Here is a 24525-nt window from a genome sequence, read left to right on the forward strand (position 1 = left end):
AAGGATGGATACGTGAGCGAAACAGCCTTGCCTAAAGATGAAGTCCAGCCGGTGTCCGAAACACCTGCTGAGCCCACGACCCCAACCGTTGAGCGTCGTGGCAACGGGTTGGCGCTGCTGGCCCTGCTGCTGGGGGCGGCGGGTGTCGCGGCCGGTGGCTGGGGGATCTGGCAGGTGCGCAGCCTGCAAGCCAATCACCAGCAGCAACTGAGTCAGTTGCAGGCCCTGGGGGATCAGGCCCAGAGCTTCAAACTCAGTGAACAGCGCCTGAGTGCGCGCCTTGAGCAGTTGCCGCCCGCCGACGAGCTGGAAGACCGGCGGCGTCTCGTGGCCCAGCTGCAAGGTGATCAGCAGCGTCTGAGTCAGCGCCTGGAAACCGTGCTGGGGGCCAGCCGCAAGGACTGGCGCCTGGCCGAAGCCGAACACCTGTTGCGCCTGGCCAGTCTGCGTCTGTCCGCGCTGCAGGACATCAGCAGTGCCCAGGCCCTGGTCCAGGGCGCCGACGATATCCTGCGTGAGCAGAACGACCCGGGCTCTTTCGCTGCACGCGAGCAGTTGGCCAAGAGCCTGGCGGCCTTGCGCAGCACCGAGCAGCCGGATCGCACCGGTCTGTTCCTGCAGTTGGGCGCCCTGCGCGATCAAGTCCTGGAGCTGAGTGCGGTGGCACCGGAATTCAAGGACCGCGGCGAATCATTACTGGGGCTGACCGCCGACGGCGATGGCGCAAGCCGCTGGGCGCAGTGGTGGGATCAGATCTCCCGCTACTTCCGTATCGACTTCAATGCCGACAAGAACATCCGTCCGCTGCTGGCGGGGCAGGGCCTGACTCAGGTGCGCCTGGCCCTGAGTCTGGCGCTGGAACAGGCCCAGTGGGCGGCCTTGAATGGTCAGGCGCCGGTTTATACCCAGGCGCTGACCGAGGCCCGGGATGTGCTGGTCGGTAACTTCAATCAGGACAATCCGCAGAGCAAGATCATGCTCGAGCGCCTGTCCGAACTGAGCAAGCAGCCGGTGACCGTGGTCACTCCAGACCTGGCCAAGACCCTGAGCGCGGTCCAGGCCTATCTTGAGCGGCGCAACTTCAACGCAGAGGACTCCATCAAGCCTCTGGCCAAGCCTGCGGCGAACACCGCCCAGGAGACCAGCCCATGAAACGCGCCTACGTGATTGTGCTGTTGGTCATCGCCGCCATCGGCTTGCTGGGGCTGGCCATCGCCGAGCATCCCGGCTACGTGCTGATCGCCTACAGCAATTTCCGTTATGAATCGAGCTTGTGGGCGACCCTGGCCCTGGTGGCGCTGATCTGGCTGGTGATCTGGGGTATCAAGCTGTTGATCGAGCTGGTGATGGTTTCCGGTGGCGTGGTCAATCCCTGGTCGCGCCGCAACCGCAGTCGCCGGGTGCAGATCGCCATCGAGCAGGGCCAGATGGACCTGGCCGAAGGTCGCTGGGCCAGCGCGCAAAAGCACCTGCACCGTGCCGCCGAGGCCGAGCGCCAGCCGTTGCTGTACTACCTCGGTGCGGCCCGTGCCGCCAACGAGCAAGGGCACTACGAAGAGTGCGACCGGTTACTGGAGCGGGCGCTGACCCGGCAGCCCCAGGCGGAGTTGGCGGTGGCCTTGAGTCATGCTCAGTTGCAGACCGATCGGGGCGACACCGAAGGCGCCCTGAGCACCCTGCAAGCCATGCACGAGCGTCATCCGCACAGCGTTCAGGTGTTGCGTCAGTTGCAGCGTTTGCATCAGCAGCGTGGCGACTGGTCGGCGCTGATCCGCTTGCTGCCCGAATTGCGCAAGGACAAGGCGCTGCCGGCCAGCGAGTTGCAGGAGCTGGAACGTCGGGCCTGGGGCGAGAACCTGAGCCTGGCGGCGCGTCGTGAAGAGGATCAGGTGGCGGGCTTGCAGTCTCTCAATCGCGCCTGGCAACAACTGACCTCGGCGCAACGTCAGGAGCCGCAACTGGTGCTGGCCTACGCCGAGCAGTTGCGTCAGCTGGGGGCTGGTGCCGAAGCCGAAGAGGCGCTGCGTACCGCCATCAAGCGCAAATACGAAAGCCATCTGGCGCGGCTTTACGGCCTGGTGCGTGGTAGCGACCCGTCCCGTCAGTTGCAGACCGCCGAGCACTGGCTGAAGGAGCATGCTGACGATCCCGGTCTGCTGCTGACCCTGGGGCGCCTGTGCCTGCAGAACAGCCTGTGGGGCAAGGCCCGGGACTACCTGGAAAGCAGCCTGCGTCTGCAGCGCAATCCTGAAACCTGTGCCGAGCTGGCCCGGTTGCTGGCACAGTTGGGCGATACCGATCGCAGCAACCAACTGTTCCAGGAGGGCCTGGGCATGCTCGACGAGCGTCTGTTGGCCTCACCGTTGCCGGTTCCGGCGCGGGCCTGAAGCGCTGTCAGGGCCGGTTGCCTGTAATGGGCAACCGGCCTTTTTTTGCCCGGTTTGCAGAACTTGCTCGCTGACTCTCGTCGATCGACTGCGGCATAGCGCTTCTTGAAAGCCGCGAGCGCTTTCTCTACCGTGGCTGCCTGTTTCTTTGTGTTACGGATATCTCATGTCGCTGGCAGGCTCCCGCGTGCTGTTCTCCCTGGTGTTCCTGGCGGGGGCCTTGGCCTCATGGGCGGCATTCAACCTGCAAACCGGTGGCGGCCTTGAGTCCTGCCCGTTGTGGGGCGTGCAGCGCTTGTTGCTGCTGATGTTCGGCGGGGTCAACCTGCTGGCTGTGGTGCAAGGGCCGGGGCGTGTCGGGCGAGCGCTCTACTGGGGATTCAACCTGGTGCTGGGCCTGCTAGGGGTGATCACCGCCGGGCGTCATGTGCTGTTGCAGAACATTCCGTCCGAGCAACTCCTGGCCTGTCTGCCGGACATGCCTTTCATGCTGCGCCAGCTGTCCTGGTGGCAGGCGCTGCAGCTGACCTTCAGGGGCACCTCGGATTGCGCCGAGGTCACCTGGACGCTGTTGGACATGAGCCTGCCCGAATGGAGCCTGCTGTTTTTCCTGATCATGCTGATCTTCAGCGGTTATCGTCTGCTGTGCATGATGCGGGCTGCACGCAGGGTTGAGGCGTTGCCCTGAGTCAGTGTTTGGTGGCAGGCCGCGGATTAAACGCTTGTATGAACTTTATCTCCTGCGTACCTTGATGCTGTTGTCGAGCGGGCATAATCTGGCCCGCACCTGTCACCGGAATTATGTTGCTCGATGCTGTTGTGTCCGACCGGATCCAGAGTCTCCAACAAGGGGGGCGGCGGGCAGACGGCATGACCCATAAGGGAAGAGAGATCACCATGCTCGAAAGTTGTCAGAATGCTCAGGAACGCTGGGGTGGAGTGCATCTGCTGATCGATCGCTGGTTGCAGGAGCGTCACGAACTGGTTCGAGCCTATGATGCGCTGGGCGCCGAGCCGGAGGCGTTGAGCGAGAGCAAAAAGCCCCTGCAGGAGTTCTGCGGGATTCTGGTGGACTATGTTTCCGCAGGACATTTTGAAATCTACGAACAGCTGACCAGCGAAGCCAAGGCCTTTGGCGACAAGCGCGGTCTGGAACTGGCCGATACCCTCTATCCGCGTATCGACGTGATCACCGAAAAGCTCCTGGCGTTCAACGATCTGTGCGATGCGGGTCAGTGTGTGGCGCAGAAGTTCAAGGAGCTGGGCGGCCTGTTGCACGAACGCTTCGAACTGGAAGATTGCCTGATCGAAGTGTTGCACAACGCCCACAAGCAGGACGCGGTCGCTCAGGCCTGAATACAGGTTCGAGCAGCAGAAATCGGCACGCCAAGGCGTGCCGTTTTTGTTTCTGCGACTCAGCCGGCAACGCCCAGCAATTCGATATCGAACACCAGCGGCGTGTAGGGCGCGATCAGGTCGCCGGCGCCTTCGGTTCCATAGGCCTGGTCCGAAGGAATCACCAGCCGCCATCTGGCACCAGTGGGCATCTGCGCCAGGGCGATGCGCCAGCCGGCAATCACGCTGTCCAGGCGAAACCATTGAGGCTGTTGTGTCTGATCGAACACGGTGCCGTCAGGCAGGCGCCCGGTGTAGCGCACCTGGACCGAACCGTTGGGGCTGGCCTTGTTGCCGCTGCCCGGTGCCAGCTCGGTCAGCAGGATGCCGTCAGCCAGCTGGCGCACGCCGGGCTTGGCTTTTTCCTGATCGAGAAAGCGTCGTTCGTTCTCCAGCGCCGTCTCGATCTGCGACCGCGCCGACTGTTCGCTGATCTGCGCTTCGTGCTGGGCCAGGAGCTGCTCGATGCGCTCGCTCTTGAGGGCCAGCGGCTTGCCTTGGTAGGCGGCTTTCAATCCCTCCACCAACGCCTGGATCTGCAGGTCGGGGACTTCGTCGCGCAGTCGTTCGCCGAGGCTCGCGCCCAGGCTGTAGGCAAGATCATGAGCGTCGTTGGGCGGTGCTTCGGCAGCAGCCTGCGCCAGGGGCAAGAACAGGCTCAAGGACAAAAACAGGTAACGCGACATGGGCACTCTCCGGCCTGAGTAGCGGTGGATTATGCCAGCGACAAAGGGCGGGTTGGTGAGCAACTTCGATGGTGGCGAAGAACATTTTCCGTCGGCTGCAACGCCGGGCTTTCGATACTGTCAACATGCCCTAGCGGCGGTAACAGCAGAGGTCTAGTATGAGCCGCAACTCACGTCAGCCAGGAGGTAAACCATGTCGGCCAATAAGAAGCCTGTAAATACTCCGTTGCATTTGCTCCAACAGTTGTCGGGCAGCTTGCTCGAACATTTGGAAAACGCTTGTTCCCAAGCCTTGGCTGATGCTGAAAAACTGCTCGCCAAGCTGGAAAAACAACGAGGCAAGGCACAGGAAAAACTGCACAAGTCGCGCACCAAATTGCAGGATGCCGCGGCGGCCGGCAAGGCCAAGGCACAAGCCAAGGCCAAGACCGCGGTCAAGGAACTCGAAGACCTGCTGGACGCATTGAAAGAACGCCAGGCCCAGACCCGCAGCTACATTCTGCAACTCAAGCGCGATGCCCAGGAAAGCCTGAAATTGGCTCAAGGCGTTGGTCGTGTGAAGGAAGCGGTTGCCAAGGCATTGAGCACTCGTGATGCCAAGCCGGACACCGTGGTGGCGAAGAAGCCGGCAGCCAAGCCTGCGACCAAGGCGCCGGCCAAATCCGCTGCCAAGCCAGCAGCCAAACCCGCTGCGAAAAAACCTGCTGCCGCCAGCGCCGCCAAACCTGCGGCGAGCAAGCCCGTAGCGGCTAAGCCTGCTGCTGCCAAACCGGTTGCCACCAAGACCGCTGCCGCCAAGCCAGCAGCCAAAACCGCCGCCAAGCCTGCTGCCAAACCCGTGGCCGCTAAACCAGCCGCCAAGCCTGCAGCTAAACCTGCAGCCAAGCCAGCAGCCACCAAAACCGCTGCTGCCAAACCGGCAGCCAGCAAAACTGCCGCTAAACCTGCGGTAGCAAAAGCCCCGGCAAAAACTGCGGCCAAGCCTGCCAGCAAACCGGCAGCGGCGGCCAAGCCTGCGGCGGCATCGGCAGCGAAACCTGCGGCCAAGCCAGCAGCCAAGCCAGCAGCCAAGCCAGCAGCGAAACCAGCGGCAAAACCTGCCGCGAAAAAACCGGCGGTCGCCAAGCCAGCCGCCACCAAAACCGCAACTCCAGCGGCCAAGCCGGCTGCACCTGCGCCTGCTGCGGCCAAACCTGCTGCTCCGGCGCCCGCGGCGTCTTCAGCTGCTCCGGCGAGCACCCCAGCCGCCGCGCCTGCACCGGCTGCTGCCGGCACTCCCTCCAGCGCTTCCTAAGCGCCGGTCACCGCGACGCGCAGCACCTGCAGCGCGTTGCGGTTGCGTTCGGCGGCTTCGGCCGCCAATCCCTCCAGCCAGTCGTCCAGGCTCTTTGCCTGAGAGTCCTGCCATGGCCGTACCCGCTCCTGCAAGCGCAACAGCAATTGCCGTTCGGCTTCCAGCTCCAGGGTCTTGACCTGTTCGCGCAAGGCGCTCAATTCACTGTCCTCGCGGGCCGCCTGGCGCCAGCCGGTGCGCAAGTCGCGCAAGGGTTGAATCACGTCGCGCTGCCAGGGCGCCGCCAGCGCCTGCAACTGCTGCAAACGCTGAGCGTCGCAACTGACGCCTCGCTGGCCAAGCCAGGCGCCACAGAGCAACAGGCAGACATTGGCGCCACTGTCCTGCAGTTGCAGGCAGGCCTCCTGCACGCCGGGAAGGGCATAGGTGCTAAGGGAAAAACTCCACAGGTCAGAGGACATAGTGCTACTCGCGCCAGTTGCGAACGAAGCTGGTAGACTCCGCCGCCATTATGATTCGACTTCAGAACCTGACTTTACAGCGTGGCCCGCAACGTCTGCTAGAAGACGCCGAGCTGACCCTGCACGCCGGCCAGAAAGCCGGCCTGATCGGTGCCAACGGCGCCGGCAAATCCAGCCTGTTCGCCCTGCTGCGTGGGGAGCTGCACCCGGATTCGGGTGACTGCTTCCTGCCCGCCGATTGGCGCATTGCCCACATGCGTCAGGAGGTCGATACCCTCGAGCGCCTGGCGGTGGACTATGTGCTCGACGGCGACCTGCGCCTGCGCCAGGTGCAACGCGACCTGGCCGCCGCGGAAGCGGCCCACGACGGCGCCGCGCAAGCACGTCTGCATGCCGAGTTGGACAGCGCCGACGGTTACACCGCCGACGCCCGGGCGCGCAAGCTGCTGGCCGGCCTGGGCTTCACCAACGAGCAGATGGACCGCCAGGTCGGCGACTTCTCCGGGGGCTGGCGGATGCGCCTGAACCTGGCCCAGGCGCTGATGTGTCCCTCGGACCTGTTGCTGCTCGACGAACCGACCAACCACTTGGACCTCGACGCCATCATCTGGCTCGAAGACTGGCTCAAGGGTTACCCCGGCACCTTGCTGCTGATCTCCCACGACCGGGATTTCCTCGATGCCGTGGTCGATCACGTCGCCCATGTCGATCAACGCAAGATCACCCTCTATCGCGGTGGCTACAGCGCCTTCGAGCGCGCCCGTGCCGAGCGGCTGGCCCAGCAACAGCAGGCCTACGAGAAGCAGCAGGCGCAGCGCGCGCATATGGAAAGCTACATCGCCCGCTTCAAGGCTCAGGCCACCAAGGCTCGTCAGGCCCAGAGCCGGATCAAGGCCCTGGAGCGCATGGAGGAGCTGTCGGCGGCCCACGTCGATTCGCCGTTCGACTTCACCTTCCGTGAGTCGACGAAGATTTCCAGCCCGCTGATCGACCTCTCCGATGCCCGCCTGGGGTATGGCGAGCGCACGATCCTGGAGAAGGTCAAACTGCAACTGACCCCGGGCGCGCGGATCGGTCTGCTGGGCCCCAATGGTGCCGGCAAGTCGACCCTGATCAAGAACCTCTCCGGCGAACTCCAGCCGTTGTCCGGACGCCTGACCCGGGGCGAGAACACCGTGGTCGGCTACTTTGCCCAGCATCAGCTCGACTCCCTGGATTCCAAGGCCAGCCCCTTGCTGCACTTGCAGCGCCTGGCCCCCACCGAGCGCGAGCAGACTCTGCGTGACTTCCTCGGCGGTTTCGACTTCCGTGGCGCCCGGATCGACGAGCCGGTGCTGAACTTCTCCGGCGGCGAAAAAGCCCGCCTGGCCCTGGCGCTGATCGCTTGGGAGCGGCCGAACCTGTTGCTGCTCGACGAACCCACCAACCACCTGGACCTGGAGATGCGCCTGGCCCTGACCATGGCCCTGCAAGAGTTCAGTGGCGCGGTATTGGTGGTGTCCCACGATCGCCATCTGCTCAAGAGCACCACGGACAACTTCTTCCTGGTGGCCGACGGCAAGGTCGAGGAGTTCGACGGCGACCTGGACGACTACACCCGTTGGCTGGTGGATTACCGCCAGCGCAATGCCCCGGTCAGCAACACCCCGGTCAACCCGGACAAGACCGACAAGAAGGCCCAGCGCCAGGCCGCCGCGGCGTTGCGTCAGCAACTGGCGCCGCACAAGCGCGAGGCCGACAAGCTGGAAGCCGAGTTGGGCAAGGTGCATGAGCGCCTGGCCAGGATCGAGACCAGCCTGGGCGACAGCGGTCTGTACGAGGCTGCGCGCAAGGATGAACTGCGGGATCTGTTGGCTGAACAAGCCAAGCTCAAGACCCGTGAGTCCGAGCTGGAAGAAGCCTGGATGGAGGCCCTGGAGCTGCTGGAAAGCATGCAGGCGGAGCTGGAGGCGCTCTCCTGATGGAAGCGCTGCAGTTGCCGTTGCCGGCGCAGTGGATCGGTCCGCTGTGGGTGGGTGTGCAGATCCTGCTGATTCTCCTGGCGGGCTACCTGGCCCAGCGCTTTGTCGCTCGCGGCCTGACCCGTCTGGGCGAGCGTTACCCGTTTCCCCCGCAGTTGCTGATGCCCCTGCGCGGTGGCTTGCGCTGGCTGATCATGGGCAGTGCGGTGATCTTCGTGCTGGAGCGCCTGGGGGTTTCCGCCACGGTGTTGTGGACCGCACTGTCCGGCTTCGTCGCCGTGGCGGCGGTGGCGTTCTTCGCCATGTGGAGCGTGCTCTCCAACCTGCTGTGCGCGATCCTGATCTTCACCGTCGGCCCGTTCCGCCTGGGCGACGTGGTGGAGCTGGTGGACACCGTCGACAAGCCCGGGGTCAAGGGCCGGGTAGTGGCGATCAACCTTTTGTACACCACCCTGATCGAGTCCGAAGAAGCCGGTACCGGCAGCGCCATGGTCCAGGTGCCCAACAGCCTGTTCTTCCAGCGCTCGGTACGTCGCTGGCGCGGCAGCGATGTGCTGCCGGTAGGAACTGGCGAAAAGTAATCCCTTCCTCCGTAGCCGCCGCCGCAGGCTGCGAACGGCTGCGCAGCTATTGCCCCTGGTTCTGCGGACCTATCGCAGCCTGCGGCAGCGGCTACAGGGCCGTGAATCAGCTTTGGGCGAAAAAAATATAGTCAGCCGCGGGTCGGAGGATTAGCTTAGGCAGTCACGACCAATTCGATCCGAGGTGTGCAATGGTGCTTGAGACATGGCTGGCGTTCTTTGCCGCCAGTTGGGTAATCAGTCTTTCTCCGGGAGCCGGCGCGATTGCGTCGATGTCCTGCGGCCTGCAATACGGCTTCTGGCGCGGTTACTGGAACGCCCTGGGCCTGCAGCTGGGCCTGGCCATGCAGATTGCCATTGTCGCCGCCGGTGTCGGTGCCATCCTCGCGGCCTCGGCTACCGCTTTCTATGCCATCAAGTGGTTCGGTGTGGCCTACCTGGTGTACCTGGCGGTCAAGCAATGGCGTGCGCTGCCCAGCGATCTGAGCGATGACGCCGCGGTCCGTCCCATCGGCAAGCCCCTGGCCCTGATGTTCCGCGGCTTCCTGGTGAACATCAGCAACCCCAAGGCCCTGGTGTTCATGCTGGCGGTGCTGCCGCAGTTCATCGACCCCCATGCGCCCCTGGTCAAGCAGTACCTGATCCTCGGCGCCACCATGATCGTGGTCGACCTGATCGTCATGGCCGGCTACACCGGGCTGGCGTCCAAGGTCCTGCGCCTGTTGCGCACCCCGGTCCAGCAGCGGCGCATGAACCGCACCTTCGCCGGCCTGTTCCTCGGTGCCGCGGGCTTTCTGGCGACCATCCGCAAAGCGGCGACCTAGGTTTTGCAGGAACAAAAAAAGGCGACCCAGCGGGTCGCCTTTTTCGTTTGCATAAGGCTTAACGCAGGATCACGGGGGCAGTGTCCCGCGGCAGGTTGTTGCGCATCGGCGCCTGCCCCGGTTGCTCGTAGCCACCGCGACCCAACTGCTCGGCCATTTGCCGGGTGACGTCCTCGCCCAGGGCCTTGGAGACTTCACGCACCACCCGCGGACGGTTTAGCGAGACACGGATGTCCCGGCTGTTCACCAGCTTGGTGTCCTGGCCTTCGCCCATGGCGGTGAACGCCGAGGTGATCTCGAAGGTGCGGGTGTTGATCAGGCTGAAATCCGCCACCAGGGTCAGGCCCAGCACCGCCGAGTAGCTGTCGGTATTGGCCAGCTCGTTGATGTCCTGGGTGAAGTCGATGTCCGACACGGTGCCGAACAGCACGTAGTCGGCACCCTTGAAGTTGCCGGCCTTGATGCGCTTGATGATGTCGTAGACGTTGGTCTTGGACGCGTCGGTGTGGGGCGAGCCCTGCACCAGCTGGAACATCCCGGACTTGAGAATCCCGCCCTTGATATCACCGGTGAACTTGCGCAGTTCGCCTTCCTCGATGTAGCTGGTGCTCGATTCCAGTTCGTTGTAGCTGGCCGAGCCGCTGGAGCTGTAGTAGCCCTCGCGGTAGCTCTGCTGGGCCGAGACCACGTGAATGTATTCCTGCACACGTTCCTGGTAGGCCAGGTCCATGACTGCGACTTTCGGGGCCGCCTGCGCGCTGAACGCACAGGCCAGGGCCAGGATGCCAATCCATGCACGCATTGCTTAGCGCTCCGTGGTCTTGCGGATCTCTTTCTCGTCCATCCACTCGGCCAGACCGCTCTCGACGTCGATCAGTTGCAGGCTGAATTTGTAGAAGACGTCCTTGTAGTCGCTGCTGCGCTTGACGATGGAGCTGATGGAGCCCTCAAGACGGTACTTGGCGGCGACCATGTTGCCGGTCTTGGCCACGGTGGACTTCTTGTACAGGCCGCTCTGGTTCTGCAGCTTGAGCTGGTCGACCTGGCTCTGCATCGCGGTGTTGTCGCTGGCGAAGCGGGCGGTGCCGGATTTCATCAGCTGGGTCTTGATCGAGGTGGTGATCTCGCGGGTATCGATGTACTCGCTGGTCTTGTTCTTCACGTCGTAGACCTGCACCACCGGGCGGCCCTGGAGGATGCCGGACTGGGCCAGGGAGCGGGTCATGGATTCGGCGATCATCTGCAGGTCGGTGGAACCGAACTCGTTGGTCACCAGCTCCACGGCCTTGCTGTCGCCGTAGCTGATGTTCTTGCCGCCCAGGACGGGGGAGTTGTTGGCGCAGCCGCTGGCCAGCAGGGCGACCACGGCGAGGAAGGAAAAGCGTGCAAACATGGAAGTGCTCTCTTGATCGGGTTCAGGGACGGCTTATTGGGTTTTGACTTCCAGGCGGAAGTCGGTGGCCTTGGGCACCGGCGCAATGGCCGGCAGGAAGGTGGCCTGGGCCGCGTACAGGTTGAAGACTTTCCAGCTTTCTTCGTCGGCCACCGGGAAGCCGTCGTCGCCCAGCCAGACGAAGCGGTAGTACATCGTCATGTTGGTGTGGCTGGTGTTGTTCAGCGCCACCTTGACCGTCAGGAAGCCGTTTTCACGGGCGACCCGCATCGCGCCGATGGCGATGTTGTTGAACTTGTTCATCACCACCACCTTGCTCGCGGCACTGCCGGGGGCGGGAGGAGGCGGGGTGGCGCAACCGGCCAGTAGGGCCAGTGCGGCGACAGCGAGAAGTTTCAAGCGCATGGGGGGCTCCGCTTAAGGACGTTGGTTGCTGGCCATGTTCTGGCCGGCGTTGTTCGGGATCACTTGTGCGGCCAGACCGCTGCTGAATACCTGGTTGCCGACGACCCGCAGGGCGATGACCTGGTAGCGCTGGTCCACTTTGACCTGCACCTGGGTGCCGCCCTGGGCGTTGGCCAGGTTCAGGCGGTGTTCGCCCCGCTTCAGGCGCAGGCGGGCCACTTGGGTGTTGTCCGGCAGGGTGCGCCAGGTGCGGGTGTCGGCACCTTCGGTCACCGCTGAAGCCAGGCCCACGGCCAGGCCGGCCAGCGGGTTGACCTCATTGAGGTTCTTCTGCGCCACGCCACGGGTTACGGCGCGCACGGTGGTGCGCAGGATGATCCCCGGCATGTCGTCGCGCAGGGCGCGGCGGGACATGGCGGTGGTGCTGTTGAGCAGGGTCAGGTTCTGCGGCTGGCCGTCGATGCCGATCTGGGCGAGGGTCTGGGTCGAGGTGTCGGGCTTGATCACCGGGAACGACAGCGGGGTGATCACCAGATTGCCGTTGATCGGCAGCGGCAGGGGAATGCGCACCGAATCCCGGGCCGGGGCCAGGCCGCTTTGCACCACGATCAGTACGTCGCTTTCATCTTCAGCCAGGGCTGGCACCACCGGCGCCTTGGCGGGGGCCTTGGCCGCAGTCTTGCGCTTGGACTTGGTCGAAGACTTGCTCGGGGCCTCGGCTTTGACCGGCTCCGCCGGGGCGTCCAGGTTCAGCAGGGCCTGTTCCAGCAGGGGCGTGTTGGGGCGCAGTTCGGCGGCCTTGCGGTAGCCGGGCGCGGCCAGGTCCTTCTCGCCCAGGGCTTCGTAGACGAAGCCGGCCAGGTAGTGGCTGAAGGCGCTCTGGTAGCTGTTTTTCAGGTTGACCACGTCCGGCGCGTCGAGGGCTTCCACCGGATAGCCCTTGAGGTCCTTGTACTCGGTCTTGACCCCTTGCTTCTCGGCTTCGTCCTCGCGCTTGAGGTATTCCTTGTCGCGCAGTTCGGCGATCACCGCTTCGCGTTCGTGGGTCTTCTTGATCGCCATGCGGGCGCCGTCGAAGTCATTGCCGGCCAGCAGGTTCATGGCCATCTGGGTGGTCAGCATGACCTTTTCATAGTCATAGCCTTCGTAGCGGCGGACCTTGTCGTTGACCAGGAAGCTGCCGAACTGGGCCAGGTACTTGTCGGTATCGAGCTTGACCGAGTCTTCCCAGCTGGCCACCACCTGATCGGCATGGCCCCAGGCGGCCTGGCTGCCATTGAGGTCGCCCTTGGCCCGCAGCAACTCGCCCTTTTCGAAGTAGTAGAGCAGGTCCTTGTCTTCGCCCTTGTTGTTCTTTTCCAGCAGGATCAGGGCGGCATCGAGGTTGCCGGCGCGCAGTTGCTGGTTGGTTTCCTGGAGCTCGTTGTCGTAGCTGCGGAAGGCCGAACAGCCTGCAAGCAGAGTGACTGCGCCAAGCGCAATCGAAGTGAGGGCGCGGGATGCCATGGGTACTTCTTCTTCCCTGAATGAGACAGCCGGGCGTGCGGGTCGGGCTGGACGAACCCACTGGCAGGAGCGCTGGCTACCATGCCAATTCCTCATAAAAAGAGGAGCTTAAATGCCATCTCGCGATAACGAGGGCGCGGCATTATAAACGTGGTTCCGGGTGATGTAATGGCTTTTTAAGGTCAGATTGATATGTAGTTGGCCACTATGTGAGCGGCTGCGCATTGATGGCTCAAGACGTTTTGCAGTGGGGTGTTTGGCGCAGGGCTGGGAGCCAGGAGGCACAGTCGATCAGCGGAAGTGTTTCAACAGACGGATAAGCCTTGAGTGAAACTCACTGGGAGTGAACAATATGTTACTTCGTATTTCCATTTGAGATTCGTTCATGACTGGCCCTTCCCGTTTACTGGCCTTGCTGGTGCTGCCGGTACTCGCGCTCTGCAGCTTCAACCTGCTGGCCGAGACTGTCGATGGCGCGCCCAAGGCTCTGCATTTGCTGGATTACATCGGCGCCGATTACCCGCCCACGGTTGAAGCCGGCAAGGTCGTCGACGAGTCCGAATACCGCGAGCAGGTGGAGTTTCTCGGGGTCTTGCAGGGGCTGATCGTCGAGCTGCCGGCCAAGCCGGAGAAGGCCGAGTTGGAGCAGGGCATCGCCAGCCTGCGCAAGGCGGTGGACGAGCGTGTCGAAGGCAGCCAGGTGGCACGTCTGGCGCGGCAGATGGGGGCCAAGCTGGCGGTGGCCTATGAGGTCAGCCAGGCGCCGGTGATCACCCCGGATCCGAGCCGCGGTGCGCCGCTGTATGCCCAGCATTGCTCGGTGTGCCACGGCGAGAAAGGCGCCGGCGATGGTCCGGCCGGCGTCGGCATGACCCCGCCACCGGCCAACCTGCGGGATGCCGAGCGTCTTGATCGCCTGAGCCTGTACGCGGTCTACAACACCCTGGGGCTGGGGGTCGAAGGCACGGACATGCCGGCCTTCGCCGATCAGCTGGATGACCGTCAACGTTGGGATCTGGCCACCTACATTGCCGGGTTCAGCGCCGACCCGGCGGCGGCCAAGGGCGAGCAGGGCTTCAACCTGGCCGATCTGGCCCGGCAGACGCCCGCTGAAGTGCTGGCCGCCCAAGGCCCGCAGGCAGCCGCCACCTTCCGCGCCCAGCGGGCCCAGCCGCCTCAGGTCAAGCGTGGTCCGGGGCAGTTGCTCGACTACACCGCATCGACCCTGGACAAGAGTCTCGCGGCCTATCGCAACGGCGATCATGAACAGGCCTATGACCTGTCGGTAGCGGCGTACCTGGAAGGTTTCGAGCTGGTGGAAAGCTCCCTGGACAACGTCGATGCCACGATGCGCAAGGACACGGAAAAAGCCCTGATGGCCTACCGTCAGTCGTTGCAGGACGGTTTGCCGGTGGCTCAGGCCGAGCAGCGCCTGGATGCGGCCAAGGCCAAGCTCAAGGAGTCGGCCGGGCTTTTGGGCGGCGACAGCCTGAGTTGGTCGCTGAGCTTTATCTCCGGTTTGCTGATCCTGCTGCGCGAAGGCCTGGAAGCGATCCTGGTGCTGGCGGCGATCCTTGCCTTCCTGCGCAACACCGGCCAGCAATCGGCGGTGCGCAGCGTCAACGTCGGCTGGGGCCTGGCGCTGCTGGCGGGCTTGGGCACCTGGGCTCTGGCGGCTTATGTGATCGACGTCAGCGGTTCCCAGCGCGAGCTTCTGGAAGGCGCTACCGCGCTGTTCGCCAGCGTCATGGTGCTATGGCTCGGGGTGTGGATGCACGACCGCCGGCATGCGGCGGCCTGGCAGGACTACATCAAGAGCAGTCTGGTGGGCGGTGGCGGGCGTTTCGGCTTTGCCGTCCTGGCGTTCTTCTCGGTGTATCGCGAGCTGTTCGAGGTGATCCTGTTCTACGAAACCCTGTGGCTGCAGGCGGGACCTGCGGGGCACAACGCGGTACTGGCTGGCGGCGCCACCGCCCTGGTGCTGCTGGTGGGCCTGGCCTGGGTGATCCTGCGGGGTTCGGCCAAGCTGCCGCTGGCGCTGTTCTTCGGCATCAACGCGGCGCTGCTCTGCGCCTTGTCTGTGGTATTCGCCGGGCACGGGGTCAAGGCCTTGCAGGAAGCCGGTATCTTCGGCACCCGGCCGGTGCCGTTCTTCGACTTCGATTGGCTGGGGATCCATGCCGACGCCTACTCGCTGGGAGCCCAGGTGGTGGCGATACTGGCGATCGTGGTGCTTTATAGTCGCAGTCGCCTGAGTGAGAAGCGGCGTTTGCAGGCTTCTTGACGCTGCGCGGTTGATCGCGGGCAAGCCAGCTCCACGGGGCGGCTTGCCCGTTTTGCATTCTGGAAGGAGAACACTCGATGCGTGTGTGGATCGATGCCGACGCTTGCCCCAAGGCGGCCAAGGATCAGGTGGTGCGCTTCGCCCTGAAGCGTCAGTTCGAGGTGGTGCTGGTGGCCGGGCAGGCGCAGATCAAGCCGGCGTTTGCCTGCGTCAGGCTGATCGTGGTGCCCAGCGGTCCGGATGCCGCCGACGATTACCTGGTGGAGCACGCGGTGCCGGGCGAATTGGTGATCTGCAGCGATGTGCCGCTGGCCGACCGCCTGGTGAAAAAGGGCGTGGCCGCCCTGGACCCGCGGGGCAAGGAGTTCGACGCGCAGAACATGGGCGAGCGCCTGGCGGTGCGCAATCTGTTTACCGATCTGCGGGAGCAGGGGCAGGTCAGCGGCGGGCAGGCGCCCTATGGCGATCGGGAGAAGCAGGCATTTGCCAATGCGCTGGATCGGATTCTGACCCGGCTGTCGCGTCAGGCCTGAAGGGCCTGATGTGCCGGGGGAGTCTGGGGGTATGTGCAGCCGGCGGGGAGCCGGCTGCAGTGCGGTGTTCGGGTATGCGGCCGTTTAGCGGCCTGGCTTGAACCCCTGTGCTCGCCACAGGAGGCTGTCCTTGTGGCGGGGCGGTTATTCGCCTTCGTGGGTCAGTTCCAGCACCCGGTCCACCAGCTTGTTGATGCCCGAGGCGGCTTCGCTGATGGACTGCGCCAGCATGTAGGCGGGGGTGCTCACCAGCTTGCGCGCCTTGTCTTCGATGATGTCGCCCACCGCGCATTCGGCGTGGCTGGCGCCCATCTTGCCCAGGGCCGCCGCGGTATCGGCGTCGTTACCGATGGTGCAGGTCACGCCCGGACCGTAGATCTTCGCCGCCAGGGCCGGGGCGATGCACATCAGGCCTACCGGCTTGCCTGCTTCGGCAAAGGCTTCGGCCAGGGCCAGGACGTCGGCCTGGACCGTGCATGCGGCACCTTCGGTGGCGAAGCTGGAGAGGTTCTTGGCTGCGCCGAAGCCGCCGGGAATGATCAGCGCGTCGAAGTCGTCGACGCTGGCTTCAGCCAGGTCCTTGACCTGGCCCCGGGCAATGCGCGCCGATTCCACCAGCACGTTGCGGGTCTCGGCCATGGTTTCGCCGGTCAGGTGGTTGAGCACATGCATCTGCGGGATGTTCGGGGCAAAGCACTGCACCTGGGCTCCCCGCTGGTCGAGGCGCAGCAGGGTGATCACGCTCTCGTGGATCTCGGCACCGTCGAACACGCCGCAACCGGAAAGGATCACTGCAACTTTTTTGCTCATGGTTGTTTCTCCAGGTTAAGGGTGCCGAGAGCATGCCAAATGACGGGCGTGTCACTCCACCGGTGTGGTCGAAGCCTTGGTCTTGTCTTGCGCGGCGGCTTGTTCGGCCTCGTAGATCTGCTTGGCCAGGCGGGCGTTCTTGAAACGCCGACGCACCCACAGGCCGAAGCCCAGCACCAGCAGGGCGCCCAGGACCCACAGCTCGTACTTCTTGATGCTGCCGAGCATGCCTTCCATGACCGCGCCGAAATGATAGGCGGCCTGGGCCAGGGCCACGGCCCAGATGGCCGCGCCAATGCCGTTGAGCAGCAAATAGCGGCCCGGCGGATAGCCGGACAAGCCAATGGCCACCGGCATCACGGTGCGCAGGCCATAGACGAAGCGGAAGCTCAGCACCCAGATATCCGGATGCTTGCGGATATGTTCCAGCGCTCGATCGCCCATCATTTGCCAGCGCGGCTTGCGCGCCAGCAGCTTGCGGCCATGCTTGCGCCCCAGGAAGTACCACAGCTGGTCGCCGGCGTAGCTGCCGAGGAAGGCGACGATCATCACCAGCTTGATATCCATGTATCCGCGGAACGCAAGAAACCCGGCGAGAACCAGAATGGTTTCACCTTCGAAAAACGTGCCGAGAAAGAGGGCGAAGTAGCCGAAATCCTGAAGAAATTGTTGGAGCATTGTCTGGATGCTGGCGAAATGAACGCGCAGCCTACCCCTTCGACGACGTTCGGGAAAGTATCGAAATGTGTCTCGACGTGAACAATTGGGCCAATGACAATGAGTGTTGCTGCCGGTCAACAGCTTGAGCACAACTGTCATCTGTTCGTCATAATGCCCGCTTATAACTGTTCCGCTCGCCCGCCAGCGCGGGCCCTGGAGTCCGCCGTGAGCTTTACCCCTGCCAGCCGCCTGTTTCCAGCCACTCGTCTGCGGCGTAATCGTCGCGATGATTTCTCTCGCCGTCTGGTGCGGGAAAACCGGCTGAGCGTCGACGACCTGATCCTGCCGGTATTCGTGCTTGACGGTGAGAACCGTCGCGAGGCGGTGGCGTCGATGCCCGGCGTCGAGCGCCTGACCATCGACCTGCTGCTGGAAGAGGCGGCGCACTGGGTCGAGTTGGGGATTCCGGCCCTGGCGCTGTTTCCGGTGACCCCGGCCGGGCTCAAGTCCCTGGACGCGGCCGAAGCCTGGAACCCGGAGGGCATCGCCCAGCGCGCCACCCGTGCCCTGCGCGAACGCTTTCCGGCACTGGGGGTGATCACCGACGTCGCTCTGGACCCGTTCACCACCCATGGCCAGGACGGCATCCTCGATGAACAGGGTTATGTACAGAACGACATCACCGTCGATGCCCTGGTGCGTCAGGCGCTGTCCCACGCCGAGGCTGGCGCCCAGGTGGTGGCGCCGTCGGACATGATGGACGGGCGGGTCCAGGCGATCCGCGAGGCCCTGGAGCTGGCGGGGCACGTCAACGTGCGGATCATGGCCTACTCGGCCAAGTACGCCAGCGCCTACTACGGCCCTTTCCGCGATGCGGTGGGTTCGGCGTTGAACCTGGGCAAGGCCGACAAGGCCTCGTACCAGATGGACCCGGCCAACGGTGACGAAGCCCTGCATGAAGTGGCGGCGGACCTGGCGGAAGGGGCGGACATGGTCATGGTCAAGCCAGGCATGCCGTACCTGGATATCCTTTTTCGGGTCAAGGATGAATTCAAGGTGCCGACCTTTGTCTATCAGGTCAGCGGCGAATACGCCATGCACATGGCGGCGATCCAGAATGGCTGGTTGGGTGAAGGGGTTATTCTTGAATCCCTGACCGCCTTTAAACGTGCGGGTGCCGATGGCATCCTGACTTACTTTGCCGTCCGTGCTGCTCAATTGTTACGAGAGCAAAAATAGCCCTCCCAGGAACACGCGATGAATACTGAAGGACTCTCAGAAGTTGCCGTAAAAGACGCTCAGCCGGTGGTCGAGCCAGTGGTTGAAACCCCGCCGGAGCTCGAACCCGCGCCTGCGGTGGCCGAGGCGCCACCGGCGCCGGCCATTGTCATCCCCAACCTGGATGACAGCAGCCTGTACATTCACCGCGAGCTGTCGCAGCTGCAATTCAACATCCGCGTGCTGGAACAGGCGCTGGACGAGTCCTACCCGCTGCTGGAGCGCCTGAAGTTCCTGCTGATCTTTTCCAGCAACCTGGACGAGTTCTTCGAGATCCGCGTCGCCGGCCTGAAGAAGCAGATCACCTTCGCCCGTGAGCAGGCCGGGGCCGACGGCCTGCAGCCGCATCAGGCGCTGGCGCGGATCAGCGAGCTGGTGCACGGTCACGTCGACCGCCAGTACGCGATCCTCAATGACATCCTGTTGCCGGAACTGGAGAAGCACCAGATCCGCTTCATCCGTCGCCGCTACTGGACCACCAAGCTCAAGACCTGGGTACGCCGCTACTTCCGCGACGAGATCGCGCCGATCATCACCCCGATTGGCCTGGACCCGACGCACCCGTTCCCGTTGCTGGTGAACAAGAGCCTGAACTTCATCGTTGAGCTGGAGGGTATCGACGCCTTCGGTCGCGATTCGGGCCTGGCGATTATCCCGGCACCACGCCTGCTGCCGCGGATCATCAAGGTGCCGGAAGAAGTCGGCGGCCCTGGCGACAACTATGTGTTCCTGTCGTCGATGATCCACGCCCACGCCGATGACCTGTTCCAGGGCATGAAGGTCAAAGGCTGCTATCAGTTCCGCCTGACCCGTAACGCCGACCTGGCGGTGGACACCGAGGACGTCGAAGACCTGGCCCGCGCCCTGCGCGGCGAGCTGTTCTCCCGGCGCTACGGCGACGCAGTACGCCTGGAAGTGGCCGACACCTGCCCCAAACACCTGTCGGACTACCTGCTCAAGCAGTTCAACCTGCACGAGACCGAGCTGTACCAAGTCAATGGTCCGGTGAACCTGACGCGGCTGTTCAGCATCACCGGCCTGGACAGTCATCCGGAGCTGCAATACACCCCGTTCACCCCACAGATTCCCAAGCTGCTGCAGAACAGCGAGAACATCTTCAGCGTCATCAGCAAGCAGGACATCCTGCTGCTGCACCCGTTCGAATCCTTCACCCCGGTGGTCGACCTGCTGCGCCAGGCCGCCAAGGACCCGCACGTGCTGGCGGTGCGCCAGACCCTGTACCGCAGTGGCGCCAACTCGGAGATCGTCGACGCCCTGGTGGACGCGGCGCGCAACGGCAAGGAGGTCACCGCGGTGATCGAGCTGCGTGCGCGCTTTGACGAAGAGTCCAACCTGCAGATGGCCAGCCGCCTGCAAGCGGCCGGCGCGGTGGTGATCTATGGCGTGGTGGGCTTCAAGACCCACGCCAAGATGATGCTGATCCTGCGTCGCGAAGCCGGCGAGATCGTGCGTTATGCCCACCTGGGTACCGGCAACTACCACGCGGCCAACGCCCGTCTGTACACCGACTACAGCCTGCTGACCTCCGACGACGCCTTGTGCGAAGACGTCGGCAAGCTGTTCAGCCAGCTGATCGGCATGGGCAAGACCCTGCGCATGAAGAAGCTGTTGCATGCGCCGTTCACCCTGAAGAAGGGCATGCTCGACATGATCGCCCGGGAGACTCAGTTCGCCCTGGACGGCAAGCCCGCGCACATCATTGCCAAGTTCAACTCGTTGACCGATCCGAAGATCATTCGCGCCTTGTACAAGGCCAGCCAGTCCGGCGTGCGCATCGATCTGGTGGTGCGTGGCATGTGCTGCCTGCGGCCGGGGATTGCCGGTGTATCGCACAACATCCACGTGCGCTCGATCATCGGTCGCTTCCTGGAGCACACCCGGGTGTTCTACTTCCTCAACGGCGGCGAGGAGCAGATGTTCCTCTCCAGCGCCGACTGGATGGAGCGCAACCTCGATAAACGAGTCGAGACCTGCTTCCCGGTGGAAGGCAAGAAGCTGATCCTGCGGGTCAAGAAAGAGCTGGAAAGCTATCTCACCGATAACACCCACAGCTGGAGCCTGCAGTCCGACGGCCGTTACATTCGCAACACGCCGACCGGCAACCAGAACCCGCGCAGCGCCCAGGCGACCTTGCTGGAGCGTCTTGGCAGCCCGGTATTGCCGGTGCGCTAAGCGCGGCAGGCGTCAATGAAAAAGGCCAGCCCGATCACCGGGCTGGCCTTTTTTGTGCGGTTTGCAAGAGCTGTAGGAGCTGGCTTGCCAGCGAAGACGTCCCTGCGAGTGATGCAAGGTTTCGCGGCCTCTTCGCCGGCAAGCCGGCTGCTACAGGTCCGTGGCAGGTCAGCGGACGTTGAGCACGATGCCGACCCGGGTCAGCCATTCGGCTTCCAGGGCGAAATCGGCCTGGGTCAGCTGGTTCTCATCCAGCCAGTGCTCCGGGAACTCCAGATCCAGGTGGTCGCCCTGGGCGCGCAGGCTCACCTGGGGCATCTGCTGGGTGCCACGGATGTGGTGGAACAGGATGGCGAAACGCAGCAGCACGCACAGGCGGATCAGCTTGATGCCGTCGTCGCCGAACTCGGCGAATTTCTCCTTGGGAATGTTGCGGCGGTGGCCGCGTACCAGCAGCGCCAGCATTTGCTGGTCTTCCCGGGAGAATCCGGCCAGGTCCGAGTGCTCGATCAGATAGGCGCCGTGCTTGTGGTAGTGGTAGTGGGCGATGTCCAGGCCCACTTCGTGGACCTTGGCCGCCCAGCCCAGCAGTTCGCGCCAGACGCCGTCTTCCAGGTCCCAGTCCGCGGCGACCTGGTCGAAGGCGCGCAGGGCCTTGCCTTCGACTCGCGAGGCCTGTTCCAGGTCGACGTGGTAACGCTCCATGAGCGAGCTGAGGGTGCGTTCGCGGACGTCTTCGTGGTGGTGACGGCCCAGCAGGTCGTAGAGCACGCCTTCACGCAGGGCGCCTTCGCAGTGGTCCATGCGTTGCAGTTCCAGGGCGTCGAAGATCGCTTCGAGAATCGCCAGGCCCGCCGGGAAGATCGCCCGGCGATCGGGCTTGATGCCTTCGAAGTCGATCTTCTCGGCATCCCCCAGCTTGAACAGCTTGCGCTTGAGCCAGGCCAGGCCTTCGGCGTTGACTTCGCCACTGCCCTGGCCGCCGGCCTTGAGGGCCAGGCCGATGGCGCGGATGGTCCCGGACGAGCCGATGGCTTCGTCCCAGGTCAGGCGATGCAGGGCATGCTCGATGCTCATGATCTCCAGGCGCGCGGCGGTGTAGGCCTGGGCGTAGCGGGCCGGGGTGATCTTGCCGTCGCGGAAGTAGCGCTGGGTAAAGCTCACGCAACCCATTTGCAGGCTTTCGCGCAGCAGCGGTTCGAAGCGCTGGCCGATGATGAATTCGGTACTGCCGCCGCCGATGTCGGCCACCAGGCGCTTGCCCGGGGTATCGGCCAGGGTGTGGGACACCCCGAGGTAGATCAGCCGGGCCTCTTCACGGCCGGAGATGACCTCCACCGGGTGGCCGAGGATCTCTTCGGCGCGGCGAATGAACTCGCCACGGTTGCGCGCCTCGCGCAGGGCGTTGGTGCCGACGATGCGCACCGTGCCCGGCGGCATGCCATTGATCAGTTGGGCGAAGCGCTTGAGGCAGTCGAGCCCGCGCTGCATGGATTCTTCGTTGAGCTGGCGTTCTTCGTTGATGCCGGCGGCCAGTTGAACCTTTTCACCGAGCCGCTCGAGAATGCGGATTTCACCGTTCCGGGCCTTGGCCACGACCATGTGAAAGCTGTTGGAGCCCAGATCGATCGCGGCGATCAGGGACAGATTCTTGGCTTGGGATTGGGGCATGGTTGGGGGTCTCGGTCGATAACCTCGCCATCCTGCCACGATCAACGGCCTGCGCCAACGCGCAGTGTCCAATGCGTTGATTCAACGCACAAAACCTGCGCCAGGCGCTGCTGTCACTGTTCGCCGACCAGCCGGCCCCTGCGACCGGGCCGCCTCAAGCCTGCTCGGTGCTGCCAATGAAGTTCGCCAGCTCGGCCGTCTGCGGGTGGGCGAACAATTGCTTCGGATCGCCCACTTCGTGCACCTTGCCCTGGTGCATGAACACCAGTTTGTCGCCGACCTCCCGGGCAAAGCGCATTTCATGGGTGACCATGATCAGGGTCATGCCGTCCCGGGCCAGTTGGCGCACCACGCTGAGCACTTCATTGACCAGTTCCGGATCCAGAGCCGAGGTGATCTCGTCGCACAGCAGCACCTTGGGCGACATCGCCAGGGCCCGGGCAATCGCCACTCGCTGTTGCTGGCCACCGGACAGCCGGTCTGGAAAGGCGTCGAACTTCTCCGCCAGGCCGACCCGCGCCAGCATCTGCCGCGCCAGCTCGGCAGCCCGGGCCTTGGGCACCTTCTGTACCACCTGCGGGGCCAGCATCACGTTCTCGCCCACGCTCAGGTGGGGGAACAGATTGAACTGCTGGAACACCATGCCGACCTTCTGTCGCAGGCTGCGCAGGTCGGCGCGGGCGGCATCCAGGTATTCGCCATCGACTTGGATGACCCCGTCGTTGATCGACTCCAGGCCGTTGAGGGTGCGCAGCAGGGTGCTCTTGCCCGAGCCGCTGCGTCCGATGATCGCCACCACCTGACCTTCCTCGATGCTCAGGTCGATGCCTTTGAGCACATGGTGGTCGCCGTAGTATTTATGCAGGGCGGAAATTCTAAGCAGAGGCATGCAGTCTCCTTTCCAGGTAGCGGGCACTGAGGGACAGGGGGTAGCAGAGCAGGAAGTAACCGAGGGCCACCAAGCCGTAGACCATGAAGGGCTCGAAGGTGGCGTTGGCCAGCATGCTGCCGGTCTTGGTCAGCTCGGTGAAACCGATGATCGAGGTCACCGCGGTGCCTTTGACCACCTGCACCGAGAAGCCCACGGTGGGCGCCACGGCGATGCGCAACGCTTGCGGCAGGATCACGTGGCGCAGCTGTTCATAAGGGCTCAGGGCCAGGCTTGACGAGGCCTCCCACTGACCGTGGGGAATCGACTCGACGCAGCCGCGCCAGATCTCCGCCAGGTAGGCGCTGGTAAACAGAGTCAGGGCGATGGCGGCGGCCAGCCAGGGCGAGATATCCACCCCCAGCAGGGCGATGCCGAAGAACACCAGGAACAGCTGCATCAGCAGCGGTGTGCCCTGGAACAGTTCTATATAGGTGCGGGCGCAGGAGCGGGCCCAGCCCTTGTCGGAGATCCGCAGGGTCATGATCAGCAGGCCGATCAGGCCGCCGCCGATAAAGGCCACCAGGGACAGCAGCAGGGTCCACTGCAGGCCGCTGAGCAGGTTGCGCAGGATGTCCCAGAAGCTGAAGTCGCTCATCGGCTGTTCCTCAGGATGTAGCGCTGACCGATCCAGTTCAGCAACTGACGGATCAGCAAGGCCATGCACAGGTAGATCAGGGTGGTCAGGGCGTAGGTTTCAAAGGCGCGGAAGTTGCGCGACTGAATGAAGTTGGCGGCGAAGCTCAGCTCTTCGGTGGCGATCTGCGAGCACACCGCCGAGCCCAGCATGACGATGATGATCTGGCTGCACAGGGCCGGCCAGACCTTGCCCAGGGCCGGTAGCAGCACCACGTGGCGAAACGCCTCGAAACGGCTCATGGCCAGCGCCGCGGCGGCTTCCAGCTGGCCCTTGGGGATCGCCTGGATGCCGGCGCGGATGATTTCCGTGGAATAGGCGCCAAGGTTGATCACCATGGCCAGCACGGCCGCCTGCCACTCGGAAATCTGCAGGCCCAGGGACGGCAGGCCGAAGAAGATGAAGAACAGCTGCACCAGGAACGGGGTGTTGCGGATCAGCTCGACGTAGACGCCGAACACCGCCGCCAGGGGCTGAATCCTCCAGGCCCGCACCAGGGCGCCGATGATCCCCAGGCTGACCCCGAGCAGCGTGCCGATGGCGGTCAGCTCCAGGGTGAACAACGCGCCGCGCAGCAGCAGGCCGGTGTTTTCCAGCACCGGCAGGAAGTCGAACTGGTAAGCCATGCTCAAGCTCCG

24 protein-coding genes are annotated in these 24525 nt (G+C 63.8%); 12 read left to right on the forward strand and 12 right to left on the reverse strand.

Annotated features, from left to right (window positions below; all coding sequences use genetic code 11):
* Nucleotides 1–12: 12 nt before the first annotated feature.
* The 4 genes from ACMGG8_RS04985 to ACMGG8_RS05000 all read left to right on the forward strand — a co-directional run bounded on the left by ACMGG8_RS04985 (nt 13) and on the right by ACMGG8_RS05000 (nt 3743).
* Nucleotides 13–1152, forward strand: a complete 1140-nt coding sequence (locus ACMGG8_RS04985; RefSeq protein WP_108545020.1) for a uroporphyrinogen-III C-methyltransferase — start codon at nt 13–15, stop codon at nt 1150–1152.
* The gene (locus ACMGG8_RS04990) at nt 1149–2387 is read left to right on the forward strand and encodes a heme biosynthesis protein HemY (RefSeq protein ID WP_060841674.1); all 1239 of its coding nucleotides are present in this window, start codon (nt 1149–1151) and stop codon (nt 2385–2387) included. Before ACMGG8_RS04985 ends, ACMGG8_RS04990 begins: the two co-directional genes overlap by 4 nt.
* 166 nt (nt 2388–2553) lie before the next feature.
* Nucleotides 2554–3075 carry a disulfide bond formation protein B gene (locus ACMGG8_RS04995; protein WP_060841673.1) on the forward strand — a complete coding sequence of 174 codons (522 nt, stop codon included), beginning with the start codon at nt 2554–2556 and terminating at the stop codon, nt 3073–3075.
* Between the two features lie 209 nt (nt 3076–3284).
* The gene (locus ACMGG8_RS05000; protein ID WP_060841672.1) at nt 3285–3743 is read left to right on the forward strand and encodes an Rsd/AlgQ family anti-sigma factor; all 459 of its coding nucleotides are present in this window, start codon (nt 3285–3287) and stop codon (nt 3741–3743) included.
* Between the two features lie 59 nt (nt 3744–3802).
* On the opposite strand, the gene ACMGG8_RS05005 is transcribed toward ACMGG8_RS05000, so the two are convergent.
* A complete protein-coding gene (locus tag ACMGG8_RS05005; RefSeq protein ID WP_060844944.1) occupies nt 3803–4468 on the reverse strand; it encodes an FKBP-type peptidyl-prolyl cis-trans isomerase in 666 nt (221 codons plus the stop codon).
* 193 nt (nt 4469–4661) lie between these two features.
* On the opposite strand from ACMGG8_RS05005, the gene ACMGG8_RS05010 reads away from it, so the two are divergent.
* Nucleotides 4662–5762 (forward strand): AlgP family protein, encoded by a 1101-nt coding sequence (locus ACMGG8_RS05010; RefSeq protein ID WP_414159258.1) that lies wholly within the window; start codon nt 4662–4664, stop codon nt 5760–5762.
* Here ACMGG8_RS05010 and ACMGG8_RS05015 read toward each other — a convergent pair.
* A complete protein-coding gene (locus ACMGG8_RS05015; protein WP_414159259.1) occupies nt 5759–6223 on the reverse strand; it encodes a TIGR02444 family protein in 465 nt (154 codons plus the stop codon). The two genes, ACMGG8_RS05010 and ACMGG8_RS05015, sit on opposite strands and share 4 nt — an antisense overlap.
* Nucleotides 6224–6273: 50 nt before the next feature.
* On the opposite strand from ACMGG8_RS05015, the gene ACMGG8_RS05020 reads away from it, so the two are divergent.
* From ACMGG8_RS05020 to ACMGG8_RS05030, 3 genes are all read left to right on the forward strand, one after another.
* Nucleotides 6274–8184, forward strand: coding sequence for an ATP-binding cassette domain-containing protein (locus ACMGG8_RS05020; protein WP_060841669.1), 1911 nt, complete (start codon nt 6274–6276; stop codon nt 8182–8184).
* Entirely contained in the window at nt 8184–8765 is a 582-nt protein-coding gene (locus ACMGG8_RS05025; RefSeq protein WP_025130900.1) for a mechanosensitive ion channel family protein, read from the forward strand. Before ACMGG8_RS05020 ends, ACMGG8_RS05025 begins: the two co-directional genes overlap by 1 nt.
* Nucleotides 8766–8956: 191 nt before the next feature.
* Nucleotides 8957–9589: a LysE family transporter gene (locus tag ACMGG8_RS05030; RefSeq protein WP_060841668.1), complete on the forward strand. Its 633-nt coding sequence runs from the start codon at nt 8957–8959 to the stop codon at nt 9587–9589.
* Nucleotides 9590–9647: 58 nt separating this feature from the next.
* Here ACMGG8_RS05030 and ACMGG8_RS05035 read toward each other — a convergent pair whose 3' ends face one another.
* Genes ACMGG8_RS05035 through ACMGG8_RS05050 form a run of 4 tightly spaced genes read right to left on the reverse strand, consistent with a single transcriptional unit; the run spans nt 9648 to nt 12893 of the window.
* Entirely contained in the window at nt 9648–10391 is a 744-nt protein-coding gene (locus ACMGG8_RS05035; RefSeq protein WP_060841667.1) for a penicillin-binding protein activator LpoB, read from the reverse strand.
* A gap of 3 nt (nt 10392–10394) precedes the next feature.
* The gene (gene lpoB, locus ACMGG8_RS05040; RefSeq protein ID WP_060841666.1) at nt 10395–10982 is read right to left on the reverse strand and encodes a penicillin-binding protein activator LpoB; all 588 of its coding nucleotides are present in this window, start codon (nt 10980–10982) and stop codon (nt 10395–10397) included.
* A 33-nt stretch (nt 10983–11015) separates the two neighbouring features.
* Nucleotides 11016–11387 carry a YcfL family protein gene (locus ACMGG8_RS05045; RefSeq protein ID WP_060841665.1) on the reverse strand — a complete coding sequence of 124 codons (372 nt, stop codon included), beginning with the start codon at nt 11385–11387 and terminating at the stop codon, nt 11016–11018.
* A 12-nt stretch (nt 11388–11399) separates the two neighbouring features.
* A complete protein-coding gene (locus tag ACMGG8_RS05050) occupies nt 11400–12893 on the reverse strand; it encodes a COG3014 family protein (protein ID WP_414159260.1) in 1494 nt (497 codons plus the stop codon).
* A gap of 385 nt (nt 12894–13278) precedes the next feature.
* On the opposite strand from ACMGG8_RS05050, the gene ACMGG8_RS05055 reads away from it, so the two are divergent.
* Both ACMGG8_RS05055 and ACMGG8_RS05060 read left to right on the forward strand, forming a co-directional pair.
* Nucleotides 13279–15177, forward strand: a complete 1899-nt coding sequence (locus ACMGG8_RS05055) for an FTR1 family protein (protein WP_414159261.1) — start codon at nt 13279–13281, stop codon at nt 15175–15177.
* Between the two features lie 77 nt (nt 15178–15254).
* Complete coding sequence (locus tag ACMGG8_RS05060; RefSeq protein WP_060841661.1) at nt 15255–15710, forward strand: YaiI/YqxD family protein; 456 nt, start codon at nt 15255–15257, stop codon at nt 15708–15710.
* Between the two features lie 144 nt (nt 15711–15854).
* Here the strand turns inward: ACMGG8_RS05060 and elbB are convergent, their stop codons facing one another.
* Together elbB and ACMGG8_RS05070 are read right to left on the reverse strand one after the other, a co-directional pair.
* The gene (gene elbB / locus ACMGG8_RS05065) at nt 15855–16520 is read right to left on the reverse strand and encodes an isoprenoid biosynthesis glyoxalase ElbB (protein ID WP_060841660.1); all 666 of its coding nucleotides are present in this window, start codon (nt 16518–16520) and stop codon (nt 15855–15857) included.
* A 51-nt stretch (nt 16521–16571) separates the two neighbouring features.
* On the reverse strand, nt 16572–17198 hold the full coding sequence (locus ACMGG8_RS05070) for a DedA family protein (protein WP_060841659.1): 627 nt from the start codon (nt 17196–17198) through the stop codon (nt 16572–16574).
* Nucleotides 17199–17405: 207 nt separating this feature from the next.
* Here ACMGG8_RS05070 and hemB point away from each other — a divergent pair, with 207 nt between their 5' ends.
* Together hemB and ppk1 are read left to right on the forward strand one after the other, a co-directional pair.
* Nucleotides 17406–18419 carry a porphobilinogen synthase gene (hemB, locus tag ACMGG8_RS05075; protein ID WP_060841658.1) on the forward strand — a complete coding sequence of 338 codons (1014 nt, stop codon included), beginning with the start codon at nt 17406–17408 and terminating at the stop codon, nt 18417–18419.
* Nucleotides 18420–18437: 18 nt separating this feature from the next.
* Nucleotides 18438–20651 (forward strand): polyphosphate kinase 1, encoded by a 2214-nt coding sequence (gene ppk1 / locus ACMGG8_RS05080; RefSeq protein WP_016965639.1) that lies wholly within the window; start codon nt 18438–18440, stop codon nt 20649–20651.
* 168 nt (nt 20652–20819) lie between these two features.
* Here ppk1 and ppx read toward each other — a convergent pair whose 3' ends face one another.
* The 4 genes from ppx to ACMGG8_RS05100 all read right to left on the reverse strand — a co-directional run bounded on the left by ppx (nt 20820) and on the right by ACMGG8_RS05100 (nt 24513).
* On the reverse strand, nt 20820–22322 hold the full coding sequence (ppx, locus tag ACMGG8_RS05085) for an exopolyphosphatase (protein WP_060841657.1): 1503 nt from the start codon (nt 22320–22322) through the stop codon (nt 20820–20822).
* Between the two features lie 154 nt (nt 22323–22476).
* Nucleotides 22477–23211 (reverse strand): amino acid ABC transporter ATP-binding protein, encoded by a 735-nt coding sequence (locus ACMGG8_RS05090; protein WP_414159262.1) that lies wholly within the window; start codon nt 23209–23211, stop codon nt 22477–22479.
* Nucleotides 23198–23848 (reverse strand): amino acid ABC transporter permease, encoded by a 651-nt coding sequence (locus ACMGG8_RS05095; protein ID WP_060844941.1) that lies wholly within the window; start codon nt 23846–23848, stop codon nt 23198–23200. The genes ACMGG8_RS05090 and ACMGG8_RS05095 overlap by 14 nt, the downstream gene beginning before the upstream one ends.
* Nucleotides 23845–24513, reverse strand: a complete 669-nt coding sequence (locus ACMGG8_RS05100; protein ID WP_108545026.1) for an amino acid ABC transporter permease — start codon at nt 24511–24513, stop codon at nt 23845–23847. Before ACMGG8_RS05100 ends, ACMGG8_RS05095 begins: the two co-directional genes overlap by 4 nt.
* Nucleotides 24514–24525 lie beyond the last annotated feature (12 nt).

Source organism: Pseudomonas sp. BNK-45 (assembly GCF_047456255.1).
GTDB lineage: Bacteria > Pseudomonadota > Gammaproteobacteria > Pseudomonadales > Pseudomonadaceae > Aquipseudomonas.

Excerpts from the sequence above, each read along its gene's own strand:
- ACMGG8_RS05100 (WP_108545026.1), bottom strand. The coding sequence starts at position 24,513 with ATGGCTTACCAGTTCGACTTCCTGCCGGTGCTGGAAAACACCGGCCTG.
- ACMGG8_RS05055 (WP_414159261.1), top strand. The coding sequence starts at position 13,279 with ATGACTGGCCCTTCCCGTTTACTGGCCTTGCTGGTGCTGCCGGTACTC.
- ACMGG8_RS05090 (WP_414159262.1), bottom strand. The coding sequence starts at position 23,211 with ATGCCTCTGCTTAGAATTTCCGCCCTGCATAAATACTACGGCGACCAC.
- ppk1 (WP_016965639.1), top strand. The coding sequence starts at position 18,438 with ATGAATACTGAAGGACTCTCAGAAGTTGCCGTAAAAGACGCTCAGCCG.
- ACMGG8_RS05045 (WP_060841665.1), bottom strand. The coding sequence starts at position 11,387 with ATGCGCTTGAAACTTCTCGCTGTCGCCGCACTGGCCCTACTGGCCGGT.
- ACMGG8_RS04995 (WP_060841673.1), top strand. The coding sequence starts at position 2,554 with ATGTCGCTGGCAGGCTCCCGCGTGCTGTTCTCCCTGGTGTTCCTGGCG.
- ACMGG8_RS05025 (WP_025130900.1), top strand. The coding sequence starts at position 8,184 with ATGGAAGCGCTGCAGTTGCCGTTGCCGGCGCAGTGGATCGGTCCGCTG.
- ACMGG8_RS05095 (WP_060844941.1), bottom strand. The coding sequence starts at position 23,848 with ATGAGCGACTTCAGCTTCTGGGACATCCTGCGCAACCTGCTCAGCGGC.
- ACMGG8_RS05030 (WP_060841668.1), top strand. The coding sequence starts at position 8,957 with ATGGTGCTTGAGACATGGCTGGCGTTCTTTGCCGCCAGTTGGGTAATC.
- ACMGG8_RS05010 (WP_414159258.1), top strand. The coding sequence starts at position 4,662 with ATGTCGGCCAATAAGAAGCCTGTAAATACTCCGTTGCATTTGCTCCAA.
- ACMGG8_RS05035 (WP_060841667.1), bottom strand. The coding sequence starts at position 10,391 with ATGCGTGCATGGATTGGCATCCTGGCCCTGGCCTGTGCGTTCAGCGCG.
- ppx (WP_060841657.1), bottom strand. The coding sequence starts at position 22,322 with ATGCCCCAATCCCAAGCCAAGAATCTGTCCCTGATCGCCGCGATCGAT.
- ACMGG8_RS05000 (WP_060841672.1), top strand. The coding sequence starts at position 3,285 with ATGCTCGAAAGTTGTCAGAATGCTCAGGAACGCTGGGGTGGAGTGCAT.
- ACMGG8_RS05005 (WP_060844944.1), bottom strand. The coding sequence starts at position 4,468 with ATGTCGCGTTACCTGTTTTTGTCCTTGAGCCTGTTCTTGCCCCTGGCG.
- ACMGG8_RS05020 (WP_060841669.1), top strand. The coding sequence starts at position 6,274 with ATGATTCGACTTCAGAACCTGACTTTACAGCGTGGCCCGCAACGTCTG.
- elbB (WP_060841660.1), bottom strand. The coding sequence starts at position 16,520 with ATGAGCAAAAAAGTTGCAGTGATCCTTTCCGGTTGCGGCGTGTTCGAC.
- ACMGG8_RS05060 (WP_060841661.1), top strand. The coding sequence starts at position 15,255 with ATGCGTGTGTGGATCGATGCCGACGCTTGCCCCAAGGCGGCCAAGGAT.
- ACMGG8_RS05070 (WP_060841659.1), bottom strand. The coding sequence starts at position 17,198 with ATGCTCCAACAATTTCTTCAGGATTTCGGCTACTTCGCCCTCTTTCTC.
- lpoB (WP_060841666.1), bottom strand. The coding sequence starts at position 10,982 with ATGTTTGCACGCTTTTCCTTCCTCGCCGTGGTCGCCCTGCTGGCCAGC.
- ACMGG8_RS05015 (WP_414159259.1), bottom strand. The coding sequence starts at position 6,223 with ATGTCCTCTGACCTGTGGAGTTTTTCCCTTAGCACCTATGCCCTTCCC.
- ACMGG8_RS04990 (WP_060841674.1), top strand. The coding sequence starts at position 1,149 with ATGAAACGCGCCTACGTGATTGTGCTGTTGGTCATCGCCGCCATCGGC.
- ACMGG8_RS05050 (WP_414159260.1), bottom strand. The coding sequence starts at position 12,893 with ATGGCATCCCGCGCCCTCACTTCGATTGCGCTTGGCGCAGTCACTCTG.